The sequence below is a fragment of the Streptomyces nigrescens genome, assembly GCF_027626975.1.
Classification (GTDB): domain Bacteria; phylum Actinomycetota; class Actinomycetes; order Streptomycetales; family Streptomycetaceae; genus Streptomyces; species Streptomyces nigrescens.
The window spans coordinates 7,848,868-7,863,741 of sequence record NZ_CP114203.1 but is presented as its reverse complement, the minus strand read 5'-3'; the positions used below and the strand labels follow the sequence as shown (position 1 = coordinate 7,863,741).

18 protein-coding genes are annotated in these 14,874 nt (G+C 70.2%); 10 read left to right on the top strand and 8 right to left on the bottom strand.

Going from position 1 to position 14,874, the window contains the following annotated elements; genetic code table 11:
* Positions 1-34: 34 nt before the first annotated feature.
* Positions 35-490 carry an SRPBCC family protein gene (locus tag STRNI_RS34935; protein ID WP_266441186.1) on the bottom strand — a complete coding sequence of 152 codons (456 nt, stop codon included), beginning with the start codon at positions 488-490 and terminating at the stop codon, positions 35-37.
* Positions 491-730: 240 nt separating this feature from the next.
* Here STRNI_RS34935 and STRNI_RS34930 point away from each other — a divergent pair, with 240 nt between their 5' ends.
* Positions 731-886: a DUF6131 family protein gene (locus STRNI_RS34930; RefSeq protein WP_086021831.1), complete on the top strand. Its 156-nt coding sequence runs from the start codon at positions 731-733 to the stop codon at positions 884-886.
* Between the two features lie 89 nt (positions 887-975).
* On the opposite strand, the gene STRNI_RS34925 is transcribed toward STRNI_RS34930, so the two are convergent.
* The 4 genes from STRNI_RS34925 to STRNI_RS34910 form a co-directional block, all read right to left on the bottom strand.
* On the bottom strand, positions 976-2,160 hold the full coding sequence (locus STRNI_RS34925; RefSeq protein ID WP_148592863.1) for a zinc-dependent alcohol dehydrogenase: 1,185 nt from the start codon (positions 2,158-2,160) through the stop codon (positions 976-978).
* A 95-nt stretch (positions 2,161-2,255) separates the two neighbouring features.
* Positions 2,256-2,636 carry a hypothetical protein gene (locus tag STRNI_RS34920; RefSeq protein WP_148592865.1) on the bottom strand — a complete coding sequence of 127 codons (381 nt, stop codon included), beginning with the start codon at positions 2,634-2,636 and terminating at the stop codon, positions 2,256-2,258.
* A 291-nt stretch (positions 2,637-2,927) separates the two neighbouring features.
* Entirely contained in the window at positions 2,928-3,290 is a 363-nt protein-coding gene (locus STRNI_RS34915; protein WP_277412636.1) for a hypothetical protein, read from the bottom strand.
* Between the two features lie 111 nt (positions 3,291-3,401).
* Positions 3,402-5,729, bottom strand: coding sequence for a bifunctional glycosyltransferase/CDP-glycerol:glycerophosphate glycerophosphotransferase (locus STRNI_RS34910; protein ID WP_277412635.1), 2,328 nt, complete (start codon positions 5,727-5,729; stop codon positions 3,402-3,404).
* Positions 5,730-6,043: 314 nt separating this feature from the next.
* On the opposite strand from STRNI_RS34910, the gene STRNI_RS34905 reads away from it, so the two are divergent.
* Both STRNI_RS34905 and STRNI_RS34900 read left to right on the top strand, forming a co-directional pair.
* Complete coding sequence (locus STRNI_RS34905; RefSeq protein WP_381844371.1) at positions 6,044-6,706, top strand: LysE family translocator; 663 nt, start codon at positions 6,044-6,046, stop codon at positions 6,704-6,706.
* 214 nt (positions 6,707-6,920) lie between these two features.
* The gene (locus STRNI_RS34900; RefSeq protein WP_277412634.1) at positions 6,921-7,580 is read left to right on the top strand and encodes an HAD family hydrolase; all 660 of its coding nucleotides are present in this window, start codon (positions 6,921-6,923) and stop codon (positions 7,578-7,580) included.
* Positions 7,581-7,693: 113 nt separating this feature from the next.
* Here the strand turns inward: STRNI_RS34900 and STRNI_RS34895 are convergent, their stop codons facing one another.
* The gene (locus STRNI_RS34895) at positions 7,694-8,122 is read right to left on the bottom strand and encodes a VOC family protein (RefSeq protein WP_190076372.1); all 429 of its coding nucleotides are present in this window, start codon (positions 8,120-8,122) and stop codon (positions 7,694-7,696) included.
* A gap of 55 nt (positions 8,123-8,177) precedes the next feature.
* Between STRNI_RS34895 and STRNI_RS34890 the strand changes: the two genes are divergently transcribed.
* The 4 genes from STRNI_RS34890 (at position 8,178) to dhaM (ending at position 11,726) form a co-directional block, all read left to right on the top strand.
* A complete protein-coding gene (locus tag STRNI_RS34890) occupies positions 8,178-9,296 on the top strand; it encodes a hypothetical protein (protein WP_277412633.1) in 1,119 nt (372 codons plus the stop codon).
* A gap of 305 nt (positions 9,297-9,601) precedes the next feature.
* Positions 9,602-10,594, top strand: coding sequence for a dihydroxyacetone kinase subunit DhaK (gene dhaK / locus STRNI_RS34885; protein WP_274734152.1), 993 nt, complete (start codon positions 9,602-9,604; stop codon positions 10,592-10,594).
* 98 nt (positions 10,595-10,692) lie between these two features.
* Positions 10,693-11,289: a dihydroxyacetone kinase subunit DhaL gene (gene dhaL / locus STRNI_RS34880; RefSeq protein WP_093638991.1), complete on the top strand. Its 597-nt coding sequence runs from the start codon at positions 10,693-10,695 to the stop codon at positions 11,287-11,289.
* Positions 11,286-11,726, top strand: coding sequence for a dihydroxyacetone kinase phosphoryl donor subunit DhaM (gene dhaM, locus STRNI_RS34875; protein WP_018090760.1), 441 nt, complete (start codon positions 11,286-11,288; stop codon positions 11,724-11,726). Before dhaL ends, dhaM begins: the two co-directional genes overlap by 4 nt.
* 31 nt (positions 11,727-11,757) lie before the next feature.
* Here dhaM and STRNI_RS34870 read toward each other — a convergent pair whose 3' ends face one another.
* The gene (locus STRNI_RS34870; RefSeq protein WP_266441211.1) at positions 11,758-12,576 is read right to left on the bottom strand and encodes an SAM-dependent methyltransferase; all 819 of its coding nucleotides are present in this window, start codon (positions 12,574-12,576) and stop codon (positions 11,758-11,760) included.
* A gap of 382 nt (positions 12,577-12,958) precedes the next feature.
* Here STRNI_RS34870 and STRNI_RS34865 point away from each other — a divergent pair, with 382 nt between their 5' ends.
* From STRNI_RS34865 to STRNI_RS34855, 3 genes are read left to right on the top strand one after another with little or no spacing between them, the layout of a single operon-like run.
* A complete protein-coding gene (locus STRNI_RS34865) occupies positions 12,959-13,177 on the top strand; it encodes a hypothetical protein (RefSeq protein ID WP_277412632.1) in 219 nt (72 codons plus the stop codon).
* A gap of 1 nt (position 13,178) precedes the next feature.
* A complete protein-coding gene (locus STRNI_RS34860; RefSeq protein ID WP_277412631.1) occupies positions 13,179-13,604 on the top strand; it encodes an RNA polymerase sigma factor in 426 nt (141 codons plus the stop codon).
* A gap of 2 nt (positions 13,605-13,606) precedes the next feature.
* Positions 13,607-14,359: a hypothetical protein gene (locus STRNI_RS34855; protein WP_018090763.1), complete on the top strand. Its 753-nt coding sequence runs from the start codon at positions 13,607-13,609 to the stop codon at positions 14,357-14,359.
* A 36-nt stretch (positions 14,360-14,395) separates the two neighbouring features.
* Here STRNI_RS34855 and STRNI_RS34850 read toward each other — a convergent pair whose 3' ends face one another.
* Positions 14,396-14,818 carry an STAS domain-containing protein gene (locus tag STRNI_RS34850; RefSeq protein ID WP_229838296.1) on the bottom strand — a complete coding sequence of 141 codons (423 nt, stop codon included), beginning with the start codon at positions 14,816-14,818 and terminating at the stop codon, positions 14,396-14,398.
* Between the last annotated feature and the right edge of the window lie 56 nt (positions 14,819-14,874).

Below are 14,874 nucleotides of genomic sequence, written 5' to 3'. Positions count from 1 at the left end.
GGTGCGCCCGGCCCGCCACCGGGCGGGGCGGCGGTCAGGCTCCGCTGGATGCGCGGACCGGCTCCTCTTCGGTCACTGCGGCCAGTCTGCTGAGCATGCTGCGGTGGCGCAGCTGCAACAGGAGGTCGAGGGCCCCGTTGTGCAGCCGTCCGCCGGGCCCGGCCAGCGGGTGTTCATCGATGATGACCAGGGAATCGGCGCCCCAGGGGCGTACCTCGATGGCGATCCGGGCGGTGCCCAGCCGGCCGCTGTCCACCTCGAGTTCGAGTGTGCGCGGCGGGACGCTGTGGCGGACGGTGGTGCAGCCGGTGACGTCCCAGGGCCCCAGGCGCACCGTGTATTCGAGCGTGGCGCCGACCTCCGGCCAGTTGCCGTCCTTCGGCCGGGAGCGAGCGGTGCCGACCACCCAGTCCTCGTAACGGGAGCGGTCGGCGAGTACCGCCCACAGCTCCTCGGGAGACCGCTTGATCAGCTGGTGTCGTACCGCCACGAGCCTTCCACCGCCTCACCGCATCTCGGGCGCCGGCTTCCCCACCCAGCGTAGAACGCGCCTCCGGGCCCGGCCTGCCGAGCGGTACGAGGTGCCCACGCCACGGACTCAGGCAATCAGGGCGCCCGGCGTGGCGGGCCGCTGGGGCCGGCCCCGGTCCGTGCGCAGTTGCCCCGCGGACAATTCGGGATCAAAGTAATGAATACACACGTGTTCGCACGTGCCAGATCGGAGCGGATCGTGATCATTCTCGGAATCATCCTGCTCGTTGTCGGGTTTCTGACCGGCATCGGCATTCTGTGGACCATCGGAATCATTCTCGCGGTCATCGGCGCGATCCTTTGGATCCTCGGCGCACTGGGGCATGCGGTCGCCGGCCGCAAGCACTACTACTAGCCAGGCTGCGGCGGTGGGCCCGCACGGAGTCCGTGCGGGCCCACCGACGTGTGCGGCGGCGGAATCGCTGATCCGCCGCCGCGGCGCGGTCAGGGCGTGAGGACGGTCTTGATCATGCCGTCCTCCTTCGCCTGGAAGGTCTTGTAGGCCTGTGGACCGTCCTCAAGAGGCAGGGTGTGGGTGGCGAAGCCGTCCACACCGAGGACGTCTTCGTCGTTGAGCAGGGGCATGATGTCGTCGACCCACCGTCTGACGTTGGCCTGCCCCATGCGCAGTTGGATCTGCTTGTCGAACAGGGTGAGCATCGGTACCGGGTCGACGTTCCCTCCGTAGACACCGATGAGCGAGATCGTGCCGCCGCGGCGGACCGCGTCGACCGCGGTGTTGAACGCCGTCATGCTGTCCACGCCCGCGCGGCCCATCACCTTCTCCCCCAGTGCGTCGGGCAGCAGACCGGCGAGATTCTGGGCGGCCCGCACCAGCGGAGCCCCATGGGCCTCCATGCCGACCGCCTCGATGACGGCGTCGGTGCCACGTCCGTCGGTCAGCCGGCGGATCTCCTCCGCCACATCCTTCCCGTACTCGTTCAGATCGAGGGTGTGGACGCCGCGGTCGCGGGCGCGGGCGAGGCGTTCGGGGACGAGGTCGACGCCGATGACCTTGCTCGCGCCCTTGTGCAGCGCGATCCGGGCGGCCATGTCGCCGATCGGGCCGAGACCGAGCACGGTGACCGTGCCGCCGGGACGGACATCGGCGTAGGCGACGGACTGCCAGGCGGTGGGCAGAACGTCGGAGAGATAGACGAACCGCTGGTCCGGCGGGCCGTGCGGCACCTTCACGGGCAGCGTGTTGCCGAACGGAACCCGCAGCAACTCGGCCTGTCCGCCCGGCACTTGACCATAGAGCTTGGAGAACCCGAAGAGGGCGGCACCCATCCCCCGGTCCTTGACCTGGGTGGTCTCGCACTGCGAATGCAGCCCCTGCGCGCACATCCAGCAGGTGCCGCAGGAGACATTGAACGGCACCACCACCCGGTCACCGACGGACACGGCCGTGACCTCGGGCCCGACCTCTTCGACGAGGCCCATCGGCTCGTGGCCGAGGATGTCACCCGGATCGAGAAAGGGGCCGAGGACCTCGTAGAGGTGCAGATCCGAGCCGCAGATACCGGTGGAGGTGATACGCACGATGACGTCCGTCGGATCCTCGATCTTGGGGTCGGGGACCGTGTCCACACGTACGTCGCGCTTGCCGTGCCACGTCAGAGCTCTCATCGTCGCTCCTCAGGAAGCAGGGCGGACTCATGACGGAATCCGCCCCGCCTTGCGTCGGGCAGCCGTGACCTCAGGGGTGCCGGGCCGCCGGGTCCTCAGGGATTCTGCGGGTCGACCCCGGTGTGCGCCTCCGCGTCCCTGCCTCCGCTGGGCCTGCGCGAGGGGCCCTTGGGTCCCATGTCCCGCATGCCTTTCTCATCGGTTTCGGCAGCTCGCCGCTCGCCCGCAGCCGTCTCGCTCTTGACCTCGCTCGCCGGAGGGACCTTCTCCTGTCCGCCGGACTCCTTGCCGCGGCCCTTCTCGCCGCGATCCTTCTCGGGCGCGTACTCCTCCGGGTGGAAGGACCGGTGGGCGCTCTCGTTCTTCTGCTGCTCGGTCTGGTCGACGTCGGGCGACCAGCCGTGCTGCTCGGTTCCCTTGTGCATGCTCTGGCCCTCGCCCCTCTTCGGGTCCGAGGACTTGCGGTGTCTGGTCACTGCTGCTCCCTACGTTGCGCGTCGCCGACGGTCGCCACCGGACCACGCCCTGCGTGCGGAGCGGCGCACCGTCCTCGCCATGCGCAAAGCCTCTGGATGGACACGATGCCCATGCCGGGCCGGCTCCCACGTCGCCTGCGTCGGAGACTCCCGTACCTCCAGGCTGAAGGGCATCGGGATCATCCGCATCTCCGCCCTGCCGCGGCGGTCATCCGTGGGCCGGCGGCAGGACGGAGGCGCGACGGCGCGGCACGAGCCGGGGAGCAGCCGGCGCGGTGTCGTACCGGGGAGTTACGCAGGCCGTCCCGCGCCCGCCGTGCCGGGCGCCGCATCTGCGGGAGCGCCGCGGTCGGAGCCGGGCCGTGGTGCGGGCTCCGGCTCCGGGGCGGGGACCGGCGGCGGCTGGGGCTTGGGGTGGACGGGGTCCAGCGGGCCCGGCGGGGGCGGATCCGGCACCCCGTGATCCGGCCCTCCGTGATCCGGCACCTCGCGGTCCGGCAGCTTGTGATCCGGCACCTCGTCATCCGGCCGGAGGGTCGCGACGCCCGCCGGCCGCCTGCGTACGCCGGCACGGCTTTGCCGCGCGGACCGCGCCTCCGGTGCCGCGTACTCCTCGGTGAGATCCGTCAGCAGCACGGGGTGTGCCGTCAGCATGCGCCAGCCCCTTCCGGTCGCCTCATGGTTCACGGCTGCGCGTGCCCGGTCCGCCTCTGCTCACACCTGAGCGTGGCGCCGGCCCGGGCTCCGGACCGGCGTACCCCTCCGTCAGCTGCTCAGCTCGACTTCCGGCCGGCCGGAAGAGGCGCCCGCCCCGGACGCGAGGACGACGCCCTCCGCGGTGCGCTCGGCCTCGTGCGGGGCAGGCGCGATAGTGCGCTCGGACAGCGGAAGAGGGGCCGGCGTCAGGTCCTGGCTGCCCAGGAAGGCCCGGTTGACCACCCGCTCGGCGGCGTGGCCGTCGTCCCACATGCAGAAACGGGCGCGGAACGCGGCACGCAGCTCGGCCGCCTCGGTGCCCTTCCAGCGGCCGCTGCGGAACGCCTCGATCAGCTCGTCCTCCGTGGTGGCGACGATCCCGGGGGTGTCTCCCGGCTTTCCTGACAGCAGGTCGAAGGTGACACCGCGGGAGCGGACGTAGGTCTCCCAGTCATCGGCGTAGTTGATGATCGGCCGGTCGAGGTTGGCGTAGTCGAACATGATCGACGAGTAGTCCGTGATCAGCGCGTCCGCGGCGAGGCACAGCTCCTCGACCGAGGGGTGCCGGGAGACATCGATCAGCGCACCCTGCTCCTGGAGTTCCTGCAGTTGCGGGTTCTGGCCGTAGAAGTAGTGCGTACGGACCAACAGGACAATGTCCGGGCCGAGTTCGCGGGTGATTTTCTCCAGGTCCAGCTGCGGCACATAGCCGACCTGGTAGTCGCGCACCGTCGGGGCGTAGAGAACCGCTGTGCTGCCCGGTGCGATGCCCAGCCGGTCACGGATTTCCCGTATTTCCCGGGCCCCGGTCCGGAAGAAGACGTCATTGCGCGGATAGCCGGCGTCGATCGAGGTGAAGCTGCAGGGGTAGACCCGCTCCCACTGCTCGCTGGTGTGCTGGTTCGAGGAGACCGACAGGTCCCAGCGGTCGGCGCGTTCGAGCAGCTTGTGCATGCTCATTCCCTTGGCGGCTGCCGGGTATTTCTGCTGGTCGATCCCCATCCGCTTGAGCGGAGTGCCGTGGTGGGTCTGGATATGGACCTGGCCCTTGCGCTTGACCACATCGTCGGCGAAGTTGACGTTGTTGACGAAGTACTTCGCCCGCGCCATCAATTCCCAGTAGCGCTGGGTGTTGACGACGACATGGTCCATACCGTCCGGCACCGTGTCCACGACGTCCTCGCGCACGACCCACACCCCGTGCAGATGCGGGGCCAGCTCCTTGGCCTTTTCGTAGACCGCGAGCGGATTGCAGGACGGAGTGCGGTTCCAGTAGGCGCTGAAGACAGCGAGATTCTGGTCGATGGGGCGCTTCAGCTCCATCCGGTAGAAGCGCGTCGAGGCCCGCTTGCTCATCGCACGCTGGGCCTTGCGCAAACGCTGCTGACCGCGCTGCCGGGTACGGCTCACCAGGTTCAGGGCCTGGAACACACGGTACGAACCGCGTTCCAGCGCCTGGAACTGCAGGGCGTCGACCTCCGGGGGCGGGGTGAATCCGGCGGGCTTGTGCCGCCGGTACATCGCCACGGAACGACGGAAGAACTCCGGACGGTCCTGGACGACCACCCGGCTCTCGCGCGCGCCGGTGAACAGGAAGTGGCTGACCATACGCTCGAAGAACAGCGGCCGCAGATGATCGAGGTCCGGCCGGCCGTCGAGAAAGTCGAAGAGCCGCTGGTACTGCTCGAATATCGTGAAGTGCTTCCGGCCCGGCGTCTTCATGGAATTGCCGTGACGGCGCTGGCGGTATTCCACACAGGCGTGGTCCAGGCACACGGCCCGCTCGGCGGTGAGCATGGTCGTGTAGACCATCAGGGCGTCCTCGTAGAGCCCGTCGGTGTACCGGAAGCCGTTGTCCACGAAGAAGTCCCGCCGGAACGCCCGGTTCCACACCACCGCGAACATGTGCAGGAACTCGGTGCGCTCGGCGGGCTTGAAGACGTCCGCCCCGGCCTCGGCGAGGAGTTCCCGGACGGCACTCGGCTTGACCGCGTGCCACCAGTAGGTCCGCACATGATCGAAGAGCAGGAGGTCCGGGTCCTCCGACGCCCCCAGACGGTCGGCCATGGCCCGCAGCGCGCCCGGGGTATAGGTGTCATCACTGTCGAGGAACAGCAGGTAGTCCCCGCGCGCCCGCTCCACGCCCGTGTTCCGGGCCGCGCCGATGCCGCCGTTCTCCTCGTGGCGCACGTGGATCACCCGCGGGTCGCGGGCGGCGAACTCCGCCAGGATCTCGCCGCTGCGGTCCGGCGAGCAGTCGTCGACCGCGATGACCTCGAAGTCGGTGAAGTCCTGCGCCAGCAAAGAGTCCAGGCACGCACGGAGATAGCCCTGCACGTGGTAAACCGGAACGATGATGCTGAAGCGCGGGGCGGATCTGAGGCCCGTCTCGGGCATGGCGGCGGTGCTCCTCGAAGGTGTCGGCCTCAAGACGAAGGCCTGAAGTTTTCGTGACGGGGAGTGGGACAGCCGACGCCCCCAAAGGGTTGTGCCCCACCTGCACAAAATCCCTGTTGTACCCCTCACACGACATCCCGGGCCTGTCGTACACATCAGCCCGCCCACCTGCCGCGGGGCACGGACCGCTCAGCCCGGCGACGCGGCCGCCCACCCCCTCCACAGCACGCCCCCACCCACCCTAAGCTCAATTCCTGCCCGATTCCGGGCAGAAAAGTAGATGTTTCACGACTCCCGACATAGGGTCGGCGTCCATGATCGCCATGGACGCCTTGTGGGCTTTCGCTCTGATGGTGGGACTGCTCACCCTCACCCCCGGCCTGGACACCGCGCTCATCCTGCGCACTGCCGCCCTCGGGAACCGTCGTCGCGCCTGGGGCGTGGTCCTCGGAATCCAGAGCGGCACCCTGGTCTGGGGCGTACTCACCTCGCTCGGCATCACCGCGCTGCTGACCGCCTCTCACCTCGCCTACGAGACGCTGCGCTGGGCCGGGGCCGCGTATCTGGTGTGGATGGGCGGCAGGCTGTTGTGGGGCACCTGGCGCCGCGACGCGGTCGACGAGTACCCGGAGCCGACCGGGAGCGATACCGAGGACAAGACCGGGAAAGGCACCGACGACACCCTGCTCGGCGGCTGGCGCCAGGGCCTGGCGACCAATCTCCTCAACCCGAAGATGGGCGCCTTCTACGTCGCGGTGCTCCCGCAGTTCATCCCCGCTGACGCCTCGCATCTCACTGCGGGCGTGCTCCTGGCCGGTGTGCACATCCTTCTGGCCGTCATATGGGCCTGCGCGCTGATCACCCTCGCGCAGGTGTTCCGGGACCGCCTGCAACGGCCCTCCGCGCGCCGCGTTCTCGACCGCCTCACCGGTACGGTCATCGCCGCCTTCGGCCTGCGCCTCGCGCTCGGAGAGTGAGGCATCGGCCGACGAGAAGCGAGACCGCGGGCCGCCGGCGTCTCCACGACCTCCGGAACACGAACCATCGAGGCACAGCGAGGCATGAGGCTGTCGCGGCAAATCGCGACATGAGGCCGGTGTCAGGTCTCAGGTGTCAGGTGTCAGCCTCTGCCGACCGGCGCCGCCACCCCCGAACAGGCAACCAGCTGACCCGAAGCGAAAGGACCCACACATGAGCTCGCTCCCCACCCGCACGGAGGCCGTGGTCTTCGACTGTGACGGCCTGCTGGTCGACACCGAACCCTGCTGGACCATCGCGGAAACGGCCCTTTTCGCCGCGCACGGCCACACCTTCGGCCCCGAACAGAAGGCGCTGGTCATCGGCCGTACCGTGGAGGCCGCGGCAGAGGCCATGGCGGACTACTTCGGACGCCCCGGAGCCGGTCCCGAACTCGCCGCCGAACTCCTCGCACGGGTCCGCAAGGAGCTGGCCCACGGCGCCGCCGCCCTCCCCGGCGCAACGGAGCTGGTGCGCGCCTGCCGGGCCGCCGTACCCATAGCCGTCGCCAGCAACAGCCCCCGGGAACTGCTGGACACAGCACTGGAATCGGCCGGCCTCGCCCCCTACATCACCCACTCGTTCGCCGCCGACGAGGTGCACTCCCCCAAGCCCGCACCAGACCTCTACCTCACGGCATGTGAGGCGCTCGGCGCGGCCCCGAAGCGTTCCGTCGCCTTCGAGGACTCGGCCACGGGCATCTCCGCGGCACGTGCCGCCGGACTCTATGTCGCGGTCGTACCGTCCCTTCCCGGGACCGGCCTCGACCATGACTGGCTGAGCACCAGCCTGGGCGACCCCGAATTGCTGGGCTGGGCCAGGGAACTGGGGTAGACCCCTGCCGACTGACCCACCGCTTCGAAGCCCGGCCCGACCCGCCGATGCCCGGCCCTTGGCCGAACTGCGCTGAGGGAGACGGCTCCCCACCTCGCCGTCCCGGAGGATGCTCAGTCGATACAGAACTCGTTGCCCTCGATGTCCTGCATCACGATGCACGAGTCGTTGCCGTCATACAGCAGCTGCACGCGTACCGCGCCGAGCGGGACCAGGCGTGTGCACTCGGCTTCGAGTGCGGCGAGGCGCTCTTCACCCACGAGCCCGGTGCCGACCCGCACGTCAAGATGCAGCCGATTCTTGACGACCTTGCCTTCGGGCACGCGCTGAAAGTACAGCCGCGGACCCACACCCGAGGGATCAATGCAGGCGGACCATGAACCCTGATCCTCGGGCGGCAGCGAGCGGTGGAAATCGTCCCAAGTGGCGAACCCCTCCGGTGGCGGGGGTACGACGTACCCCAACACCTCGCACCAAAAACGAGCGAGGCGCTCAGGTTCCGCGCAGTCGAAGGTGACCTGGAACTGCTTGATCGATGACATCGGCGCACCCTAGCAGGGGGACGCTGTCGCTCAATTGCCGCTGTGGATCTGCCTGTTGACGGGAGGATGGCCCTGCGAGCCGTTCCTGACGGCAGCCGGCCGACCCGGGTCCGCGCCTACGGAGAAGACGCTCCCGGGTCGGGACCGGAACCGCACCAACGAGACCGACCTCGGCGACGTGGTCCGGCAGGGCGGTCTCTCCTCGGTCGCCGGAACCGGACCCGCGCTCGGTATCGGCAAAGTCGTCGGCGGAATGCGGGGAGCCGTGCTCGGCGGAGGCGTCGGTAACGTCGTCGGCGGGCTGGCGGTCGACGGCCAGAAACTGGCGGTCGACGGCCAGAAAGGGGGACAGGGTCTGGGCGCTGCACTCCTCCGCAATGCCGCGGCGGGCGCCCTCCTCAGCCCGAGCCGGGACGAGCTGCGTTCCCTCCTGGACGGCACGGCATCCGGTCACGAAATACTGCTCCTGGCTCTCCCCGGTGGCGCCTGCGCGGGCTACGCCGCGCTCGCCCTCCGGGAGGGCACCTCCCTGCGCCCTTTCCACGCCGACCTCATCGCGCGCCGGTCCCACATGCTGCGGGTACGCATCACCGGCGCCGGCGCGGGCCTGCACTTCCCGCGCCCCGGGCGCACCGACGGGCCGAAACGCCACCGCCGGCTCCACCCCACCCTCCGGCTGACCGCGCCGAGCGGCGGCCGGGACCTGTACATCGACCGCTGTCTGGCCCCCGTACCTCTCGCAGAAGTGCTGGAGAACCGGTCGGGATGGCTGTACTGGAGGCCGCGGCCCGACGGACAGCCGGGGTGGTCGGAGCCGGCCCTGCTCGTCCTCGACGACAGCCGGTTCGTGGTGGGCGCCGCGCCCGGCGGACCGGTTCCGGACGGGCACGCGGGTGCACCGGGCGGCGCATCGGTCACCCGGTCGCTCCCCAGCCCGGAACCGACCCGCGCGGTTGGGCCGTACGTGCTGTGGCAGCCACACGTCCACAGGCCGGGCCTGCTCGCCTTCGCCGTCGGCTACCTGTCCGTATGCCTCATCGCCGCCGGCATCGGTTACGGGAACGGGACGGCCTTGGGCCTGTGCCTGGCGACCACCGTGCTCGGGCCGGCCCTCGGTCCGCTGCTGATCGCCCGTCGGCGCAGCACCTGCCTGCGAAGCCTGCCGCGCCCCTGAGGGACCGAGCCCCCTCGACTCCCCCGCGTGAACACCACACGCAGCAAAACGACACCCGTACGTAACAATGCCCCCGGCACGTTCACGGTCCGATACTGGAACCACCGGGCCCCGTCGCGTCCGAGGCCGCGCGGGACGTACCTGGCAGCCCATCAGGAGAGTCAGCATGAAGTCGGCATCCGTACTGTCAGACCCCTTCCCCCGCCGCCCGGAGACCGCCAAGATCAATAGCTATGCATCACCACAGCCTGACCTGGGAAAACGCCGGTCAGCGACCTGATTGCCCAGCTCACCAGGAGGTACCCATGAAGATGCTGATCAACGTTGCCGAAACCGTGGTCACAGATGCGCTGCGTGGGATGGCGGCGGCGCACCCGGAGCTGGTGGTCGATGCCGAGAACCGGGTGATCGTGCGGCGGGACGCGCCGGTGGCGGAGAAGGTGGCGCTGGTGTCGGGGGGTGGCAGTGGGCATGAGCCGCTGCACGGGGGGTTCGTCGGGCCCGGCATGCTGGATGCCGCCTGTCCGGGCGAGGTCTTCACCTCGCCGGTGCCCGATCAGATGGTGCGGGCCGCGGCGGCCGTGGACAGCGGTCATGGCGTGCTGTTCCTCGTGAAGAACTACACCGGGGACGTACTCAACTTCCAGATGGCGGCGGAGCTGGCGGAGGACGAGGGGGTGCAGGTGGCCAGTGTGCTCATCGATGACGATGTCGCGGTCACCGACTCGACGTTCACGGCGGGGCGGCGCGGCACCGGGGCGACGCTCTTCGTGGAGAAGATCGCCGGTGCCGCGGCCGAGGAGGGCATGCCGCTGGAGCGGGTGGAGGCGCTGGCCCGGCAGGTCGTGGCGTCGTCGCGGAGCTTCGGGGTGGCGCTGAGCGCCTGTACGACCCCGGCGAAGGGCAGCCCGACCTTCGATCTCCCCCCCGGGGAGCTGGAGTTGGGCGTCGGGATCCACGGCGAGCCGGGGCGGGAGCGCCGCGCGATGATGACCTCGCACGAGATCGCGGACTTCGCGGTGGACGCGATTCTGGAGGACCTGGACCCCAAGCTGCCGGTGCTGGTGCTGGTCAACGGCATGGGGGCGACACCGCTGCTGGAGCTGTACGGATTCAATGCGGAGGTCCGCCGGGTGCTCGACGAGCGGGGCGTGGCGGTGGCCCGTACGCTCGTCGGGAACTACGTGACGTCGCTGGACATGGCGGGCTGCTCGGTGACGCTGTGCCAGGTCGACGGGGAGCTGTTGCGGCTGTGGGACGCGCCGGTGCAGACGGCGGGGCTCCGCTGGGGACGGTGAGCGCTCCTCCGTACCCGTATCCCCTGTACATCCCCTGTCCCTGGCGCTTTTTACTCAGTGCTCCGAACAACCAAGGAGAGTAGTCCGTGTCCGAAACGGTGCTGGATGCCGCGTTCTTCGTACGCTGGATGACGGCGGCGGCCGCCGTCATCGACCGGGAGGCCGACCGGCTCACCGAGCTGGACTCCCCCATCGGTGACGCCGACCACGGAAGGAACATGCAGCGCGGCTTTGCGGCCGTGGTCAAGGTGCTGGAGACGGAGCCGCCGGCGACGCCCGGTGCCGTGCTGATCGCCGCCGGACGGCAGTTGATCTCCAGTGTGGGCGGGGCCTCCGGCCCGCTCTACGGAACGCTGCTGCGGCGCGCCGGCAAGACGCTGGGCGAGGCGCCGCAGGTCTCGGTGGAGGAGCTGCGCGCCGCGCTGGCCGCCGGGGTGACCGCGGTGGGTCAGCTCGGCGGCTCGGCGCCGGGTGACAAGACGATGCTCGACGCGCTGACGCCCGGCGTCGCGGCACTGAGCGCCTCCTTCGACGCGGCGGCCACGGCCTCCGAGGAGGGTGCGCTGGCGACCGTACCGATGCAGGCCAGGAAGGGCCGGGCGAGCTATCTGGGGGAACGCAGCATCGGGCATCAGGATCCGGGCGCGACCTCCTCGGCGCTGCTGTTCGCGGCACTCGCGGAGGTGGCGAAGTGAGCGCACAGACGGCGGGCGGTACGGCCGGCGGCGGGAGTGCGCCTGTCGGGGTGGTGCTGGTCTCGCACAGCGGGCCGGTCGCGGAGTCGGTGGCGACGCTGGCGGTCGGGCTGGCCGGGGGCGGTGACACGGTGCCGGTGGCCGCCGCGGGCGGCACCCCGGACGGCGGTCTCGGTACGAGTGCGGAGCTGATCTCCGAGGCGGCGCGGACGGTGGACCGTGGTGCGGGGGTGGCGATCCTGGTCGACCTGGGCAGCGCCGTGCTGACCGTCAAGGCGCTGATCGCCGAGGGGGACGAACTCCCCGAGGGCGCACGGCTGGTGGACGCGCCGTTCGTGGAGGGTGCGGTGGCCGCCGTGGTCACCGCGTCGGCCGGGGCGGATCTGGACGCGGTCGCGGCGGCGGCAGGGGAGGCGTACGGCTACCGCAAGGAGTGAGGGACACCGCGCGAGAGGCCGCCGGCCCCGCTCAGGGTTTGCGGGCGACGCCCGCGTAACAGGCGGCCTCCGCGTCGGTGACATGGGTGGCGTCCTCGGGGCGGTCGGGGCGCCACTGGTGGGAGAGCGTGACACCCGGTTCCAGCAGCTCCCAGCCGTCGAAGAAGCGCAGGACCTCGGCGCGGGAGCGGAACTGGAGCCGGGTGCCCGCATCGCCGTAGATCTTGATGATCTTCTGCATCGCCTCGGGGCTGAAGTCCGGTGTCGCATGGCTCAACGCCAGTGCGCTGCCACTGGGCAGCGCGGCCTTGAGGGTCTCGACGATGGTGTGGGCGCGGTCCTGGCCGTCGTCGGGGACGAAGTGCATCAGCGCGTTCAGGCTGAGCGCGACCGGGCGGGTCAGGTCGAGGGTGTCGAGGAGCTGGGGCGCGGTGAGGATGCCCTCGGGGTCGTTGACGTCGGCCTGGACGTATGCCGTACGGCCCTCGGCGGTGCCGATCAGCAGGGCCGCGGCGTGCGCGAGGACGATCGGGTCGTTGTCGGTGTAGACGACCCGGGCGTCGGGGGCGACGTCCTGGGCGATGTCATGGAGGTTCGGCGGGGTGGGGATGCCGGTGCCGATGTCGAGGAACTGCCGCAGACCGGAGGCGGCGAGGGCACGGGTGGCGCGGTGCATGAACTCACGGTTGATGCGGGCGGCGACCAGCGCGGCGGGGAAGACGCCCAGCACGCTTCCGGCGGCCATCCGGTCGGCCAGGAAGTTGGTCTTGCCGCCCAGGAAGTAGTCATAGATCCGGGACGAGTGGGCCCGGTCCAGCCGTAGGTCCACCACGGAATCGTGCTCGCTCATCGTGCGCAGCCTCCCCAATACGGCATCCGCCCGGCGCCTCCCCCGCGCACCATGATGCCCGTTCCATGTGCCGCGCGCGCCCCGGGCAGCGCATCAAACACCGTCGCACGCCCGGCCGTTGGAGAGCACCTCCCCGTATGCCCCGGGTCGTGCCGGAGCGCACCCGGTGAGGTCATGACGGAGGGGCATGCCGCTGTCATGGGCGGTCACATGCCACTGTCATGCGTAGTCATATGAATACGCAGCGGCAGATTTTTGCCTCACCGATGCCACAAAAGGGCACACTTTCCGGTTCATTGGAGGGTGAGGGCAACCGCTCTCCCGCTGCCGCCGGCGTCTCGGCGCCCGGCTCGGCGCACGGCAAACGGAACGAGGACGGCTCGTGAGTGCAGACCGGGACCGACCGCCACCGGCGTGCGCTCCGGCGCATGTCCGTACCGCGGAGTTAGGCCCACTCCCCCGCTGTGCGCTCCCGGAGCCCGCACCGGACCCGTTCGACCGCCGGCTGTCGATCACCTTCGAGGCGTTCCTGGCCACACATGCGCGGAAGTGGCTGACCTACGCCTATCTGCACACGGGCAGCGAGGCCGCGGGCCCGTGAGGTGACCCGGGCGGCGTACGGGCAGCTCGGCCGGCTGTGGCCGCATGCGCTGCGGCAGGCGTCGGTGGAGGCGTACGCCTGGTCGGTCCTCAAGGAACGTGTCGTGGAGTGGCTGTACGACCACCACCAGCCCACCGCGCTCACCGAAACCGCCGCCTTCGCCGTCGTCACCCATGCCCTGCTGCGGGAGTGCCAGCAGCAATTCGCCATGCTGGAGAGCCAGTTGGGGCTGTACGCGGCCATCGCCCGGCTGCCGGAGCGGCAGTGCGACGTGATCGTGCTGCGCCATGTCATCGGATACAGCGACGCACAGATCGGCTCGCTGCTCGGCGTCGACGAAGTCACCGTCCGCTCCTACGCGAGCCGCGGCAAGCGCAAGCTCGCCGCCGCGCTCGGCATCGATCAGGGGAATACAAGGGGGAACTGACCATGTGGCACACCCGTCCCGCCGACCGCCGGGAGACCGTCGAGACGCTGCTCAGCGCGGCTGCGGCGGTGTCCGGCATCGATGACCTGGCCGGATTCTGCGACCTCGATGACGCGGGGGCGCTCAGCGGCCTCGGCGCGTCCCTGCACACGGGGGCCACGGCCGCGGGCGGCCCGCCGACGGCGGTGCGGCCGGTCCGGGCCGACCAGGGCGCGCCCAGCACCTATCCCAGCGCCCGCGACGAGGCCACCCATGAGCTCCAGTTGGCGTGTGCGCTGGTCGTCAATGCCGCGGCGGCAGCGGCGAGCCTGGAACGGCTGGTCGACGACCATCACATCGACCCCGAGGGCGCGCTGGTCTTCGCCTGTCTGCTGCACATCACCGGGCGCACCGACGCGGCGCACTTCTGGTGGCACTTCGGTGCCGGCGCCGGCAGCCGGACGGCCGCCTACTGCCTGTATCTCTCGCACCGCCGCAACGGCGAGTACCGCGACGCCGCCTACTGGCGCGAGCAGGCCGCCCACGCGCCGGACGAGGAGCGCCGCTCGGTGGCCGCGTTCGACGAGAAGCAGCTGCTGCCGGACGCGGCGCGGCACAACCTCCTGGTCCAGTGGCACAGCGGGCTCGCCCCGACCCTGCCGGCCGTTCTGGAGAATGTGATCAACCGTCTCGTCGTGGACAGCGACGACGAGGATTTCGGTGAGATCCCCCGCCCCTCGCCCACCCTCGTCCAGGACCTCGGCCGGGCCGAGTAACCACACCCACCTGTCCGGCCGGCCGATCCGCCGGCCTCAGGATTCGTCCTTCTCCGCGGACGGATCGTCCACCGCGGGCGGCCACGCCGGGCGGCTGGCGTCGGGGACCGCGGTCAGCGCATGGCCGACGGTGGGGTAGCAGGAGAAGACGTTGAGGGACTGGGTGCCGATCAGCAGCCGCAGCATCCGGACGCCGAGCGAGGCCAGCAGGAGCCTGCCCTCCAAGCGCCGGCAGAGCCATTCCAGGGCGAGCAGGCAGCTCAGCCCCCGCGAGTCACAGAAGCGCAGCGCGGTCAGATCGAGCACCAGAAAGCGGTGGCCGGCCGAGACCACCGACCGTGCCTCGGCGAGAAAGGCCTGCTCAGTGCGGAGGTCCAGCTCTCCGCTCACCCGTAGTACCGCGCACTCTTCCGCCTGCACGATCGCAGTGACCGCCAACGACCGCATCTCCGAGCTCATGCCGTCCAGACTAAGCGCCGCCGTCGGCTGCACCACCGCGGTGTCCCGCCGGCGCA

What these genes read in the sequence shown, in the direction of transcription:
- STRNI_RS34925 (WP_148592863.1), bottom strand. Translation starts at nt 2,160, where the DNA reads ATGAGAGCTCTGACGTGGCACGGCAAGCGCGACGTACGTGTGGACACG.
- STRNI_RS34915 (WP_277412636.1), bottom strand. Translation starts at nt 3,290, where the DNA reads ATGCTGACGGCACACCCCGTGCTGCTGACGGATCTCACCGAGGAGTAC.
- STRNI_RS34910 (WP_277412635.1), bottom strand. Translation starts at nt 5,729, where the DNA reads ATGCCCGAGACGGGCCTCAGATCCGCCCCGCGCTTCAGCATCATCGTT.
- STRNI_RS34905 (WP_381844371.1), top strand. Translation starts at nt 6,044, where the DNA reads ATGATCGCCATGGACGCCTTGTGGGCTTTCGCTCTGATGGTGGGACTG.
- STRNI_RS34900 (WP_277412634.1), top strand. Translation starts at nt 6,921, where the DNA reads ATGAGCTCGCTCCCCACCCGCACGGAGGCCGTGGTCTTCGACTGTGAC.
- STRNI_RS34895 (WP_190076372.1), bottom strand. Translation starts at nt 8,122, where the DNA reads ATGTCATCGATCAAGCAGTTCCAGGTCACCTTCGACTGCGCGGAACCT.
- dhaK (WP_274734152.1), top strand. Translation starts at nt 9,602, where the DNA reads ATGAAGATGCTGATCAACGTTGCCGAAACCGTGGTCACAGATGCGCTG.
- STRNI_RS34870 (WP_266441211.1), bottom strand. Translation starts at nt 12,576, where the DNA reads ATGAGCGAGCACGATTCCGTGGTGGACCTACGGCTGGACCGGGCCCAC.
- STRNI_RS34855 (WP_018090763.1), top strand. Translation starts at nt 13,607, where the DNA reads ATGTGGCACACCCGTCCCGCCGACCGCCGGGAGACCGTCGAGACGCTG.
- STRNI_RS34850 (WP_229838296.1), bottom strand. Translation starts at nt 14,818, where the DNA reads ATGAGCTCGGAGATGCGGTCGTTGGCGGTCACTGCGATCGTGCAGGCG.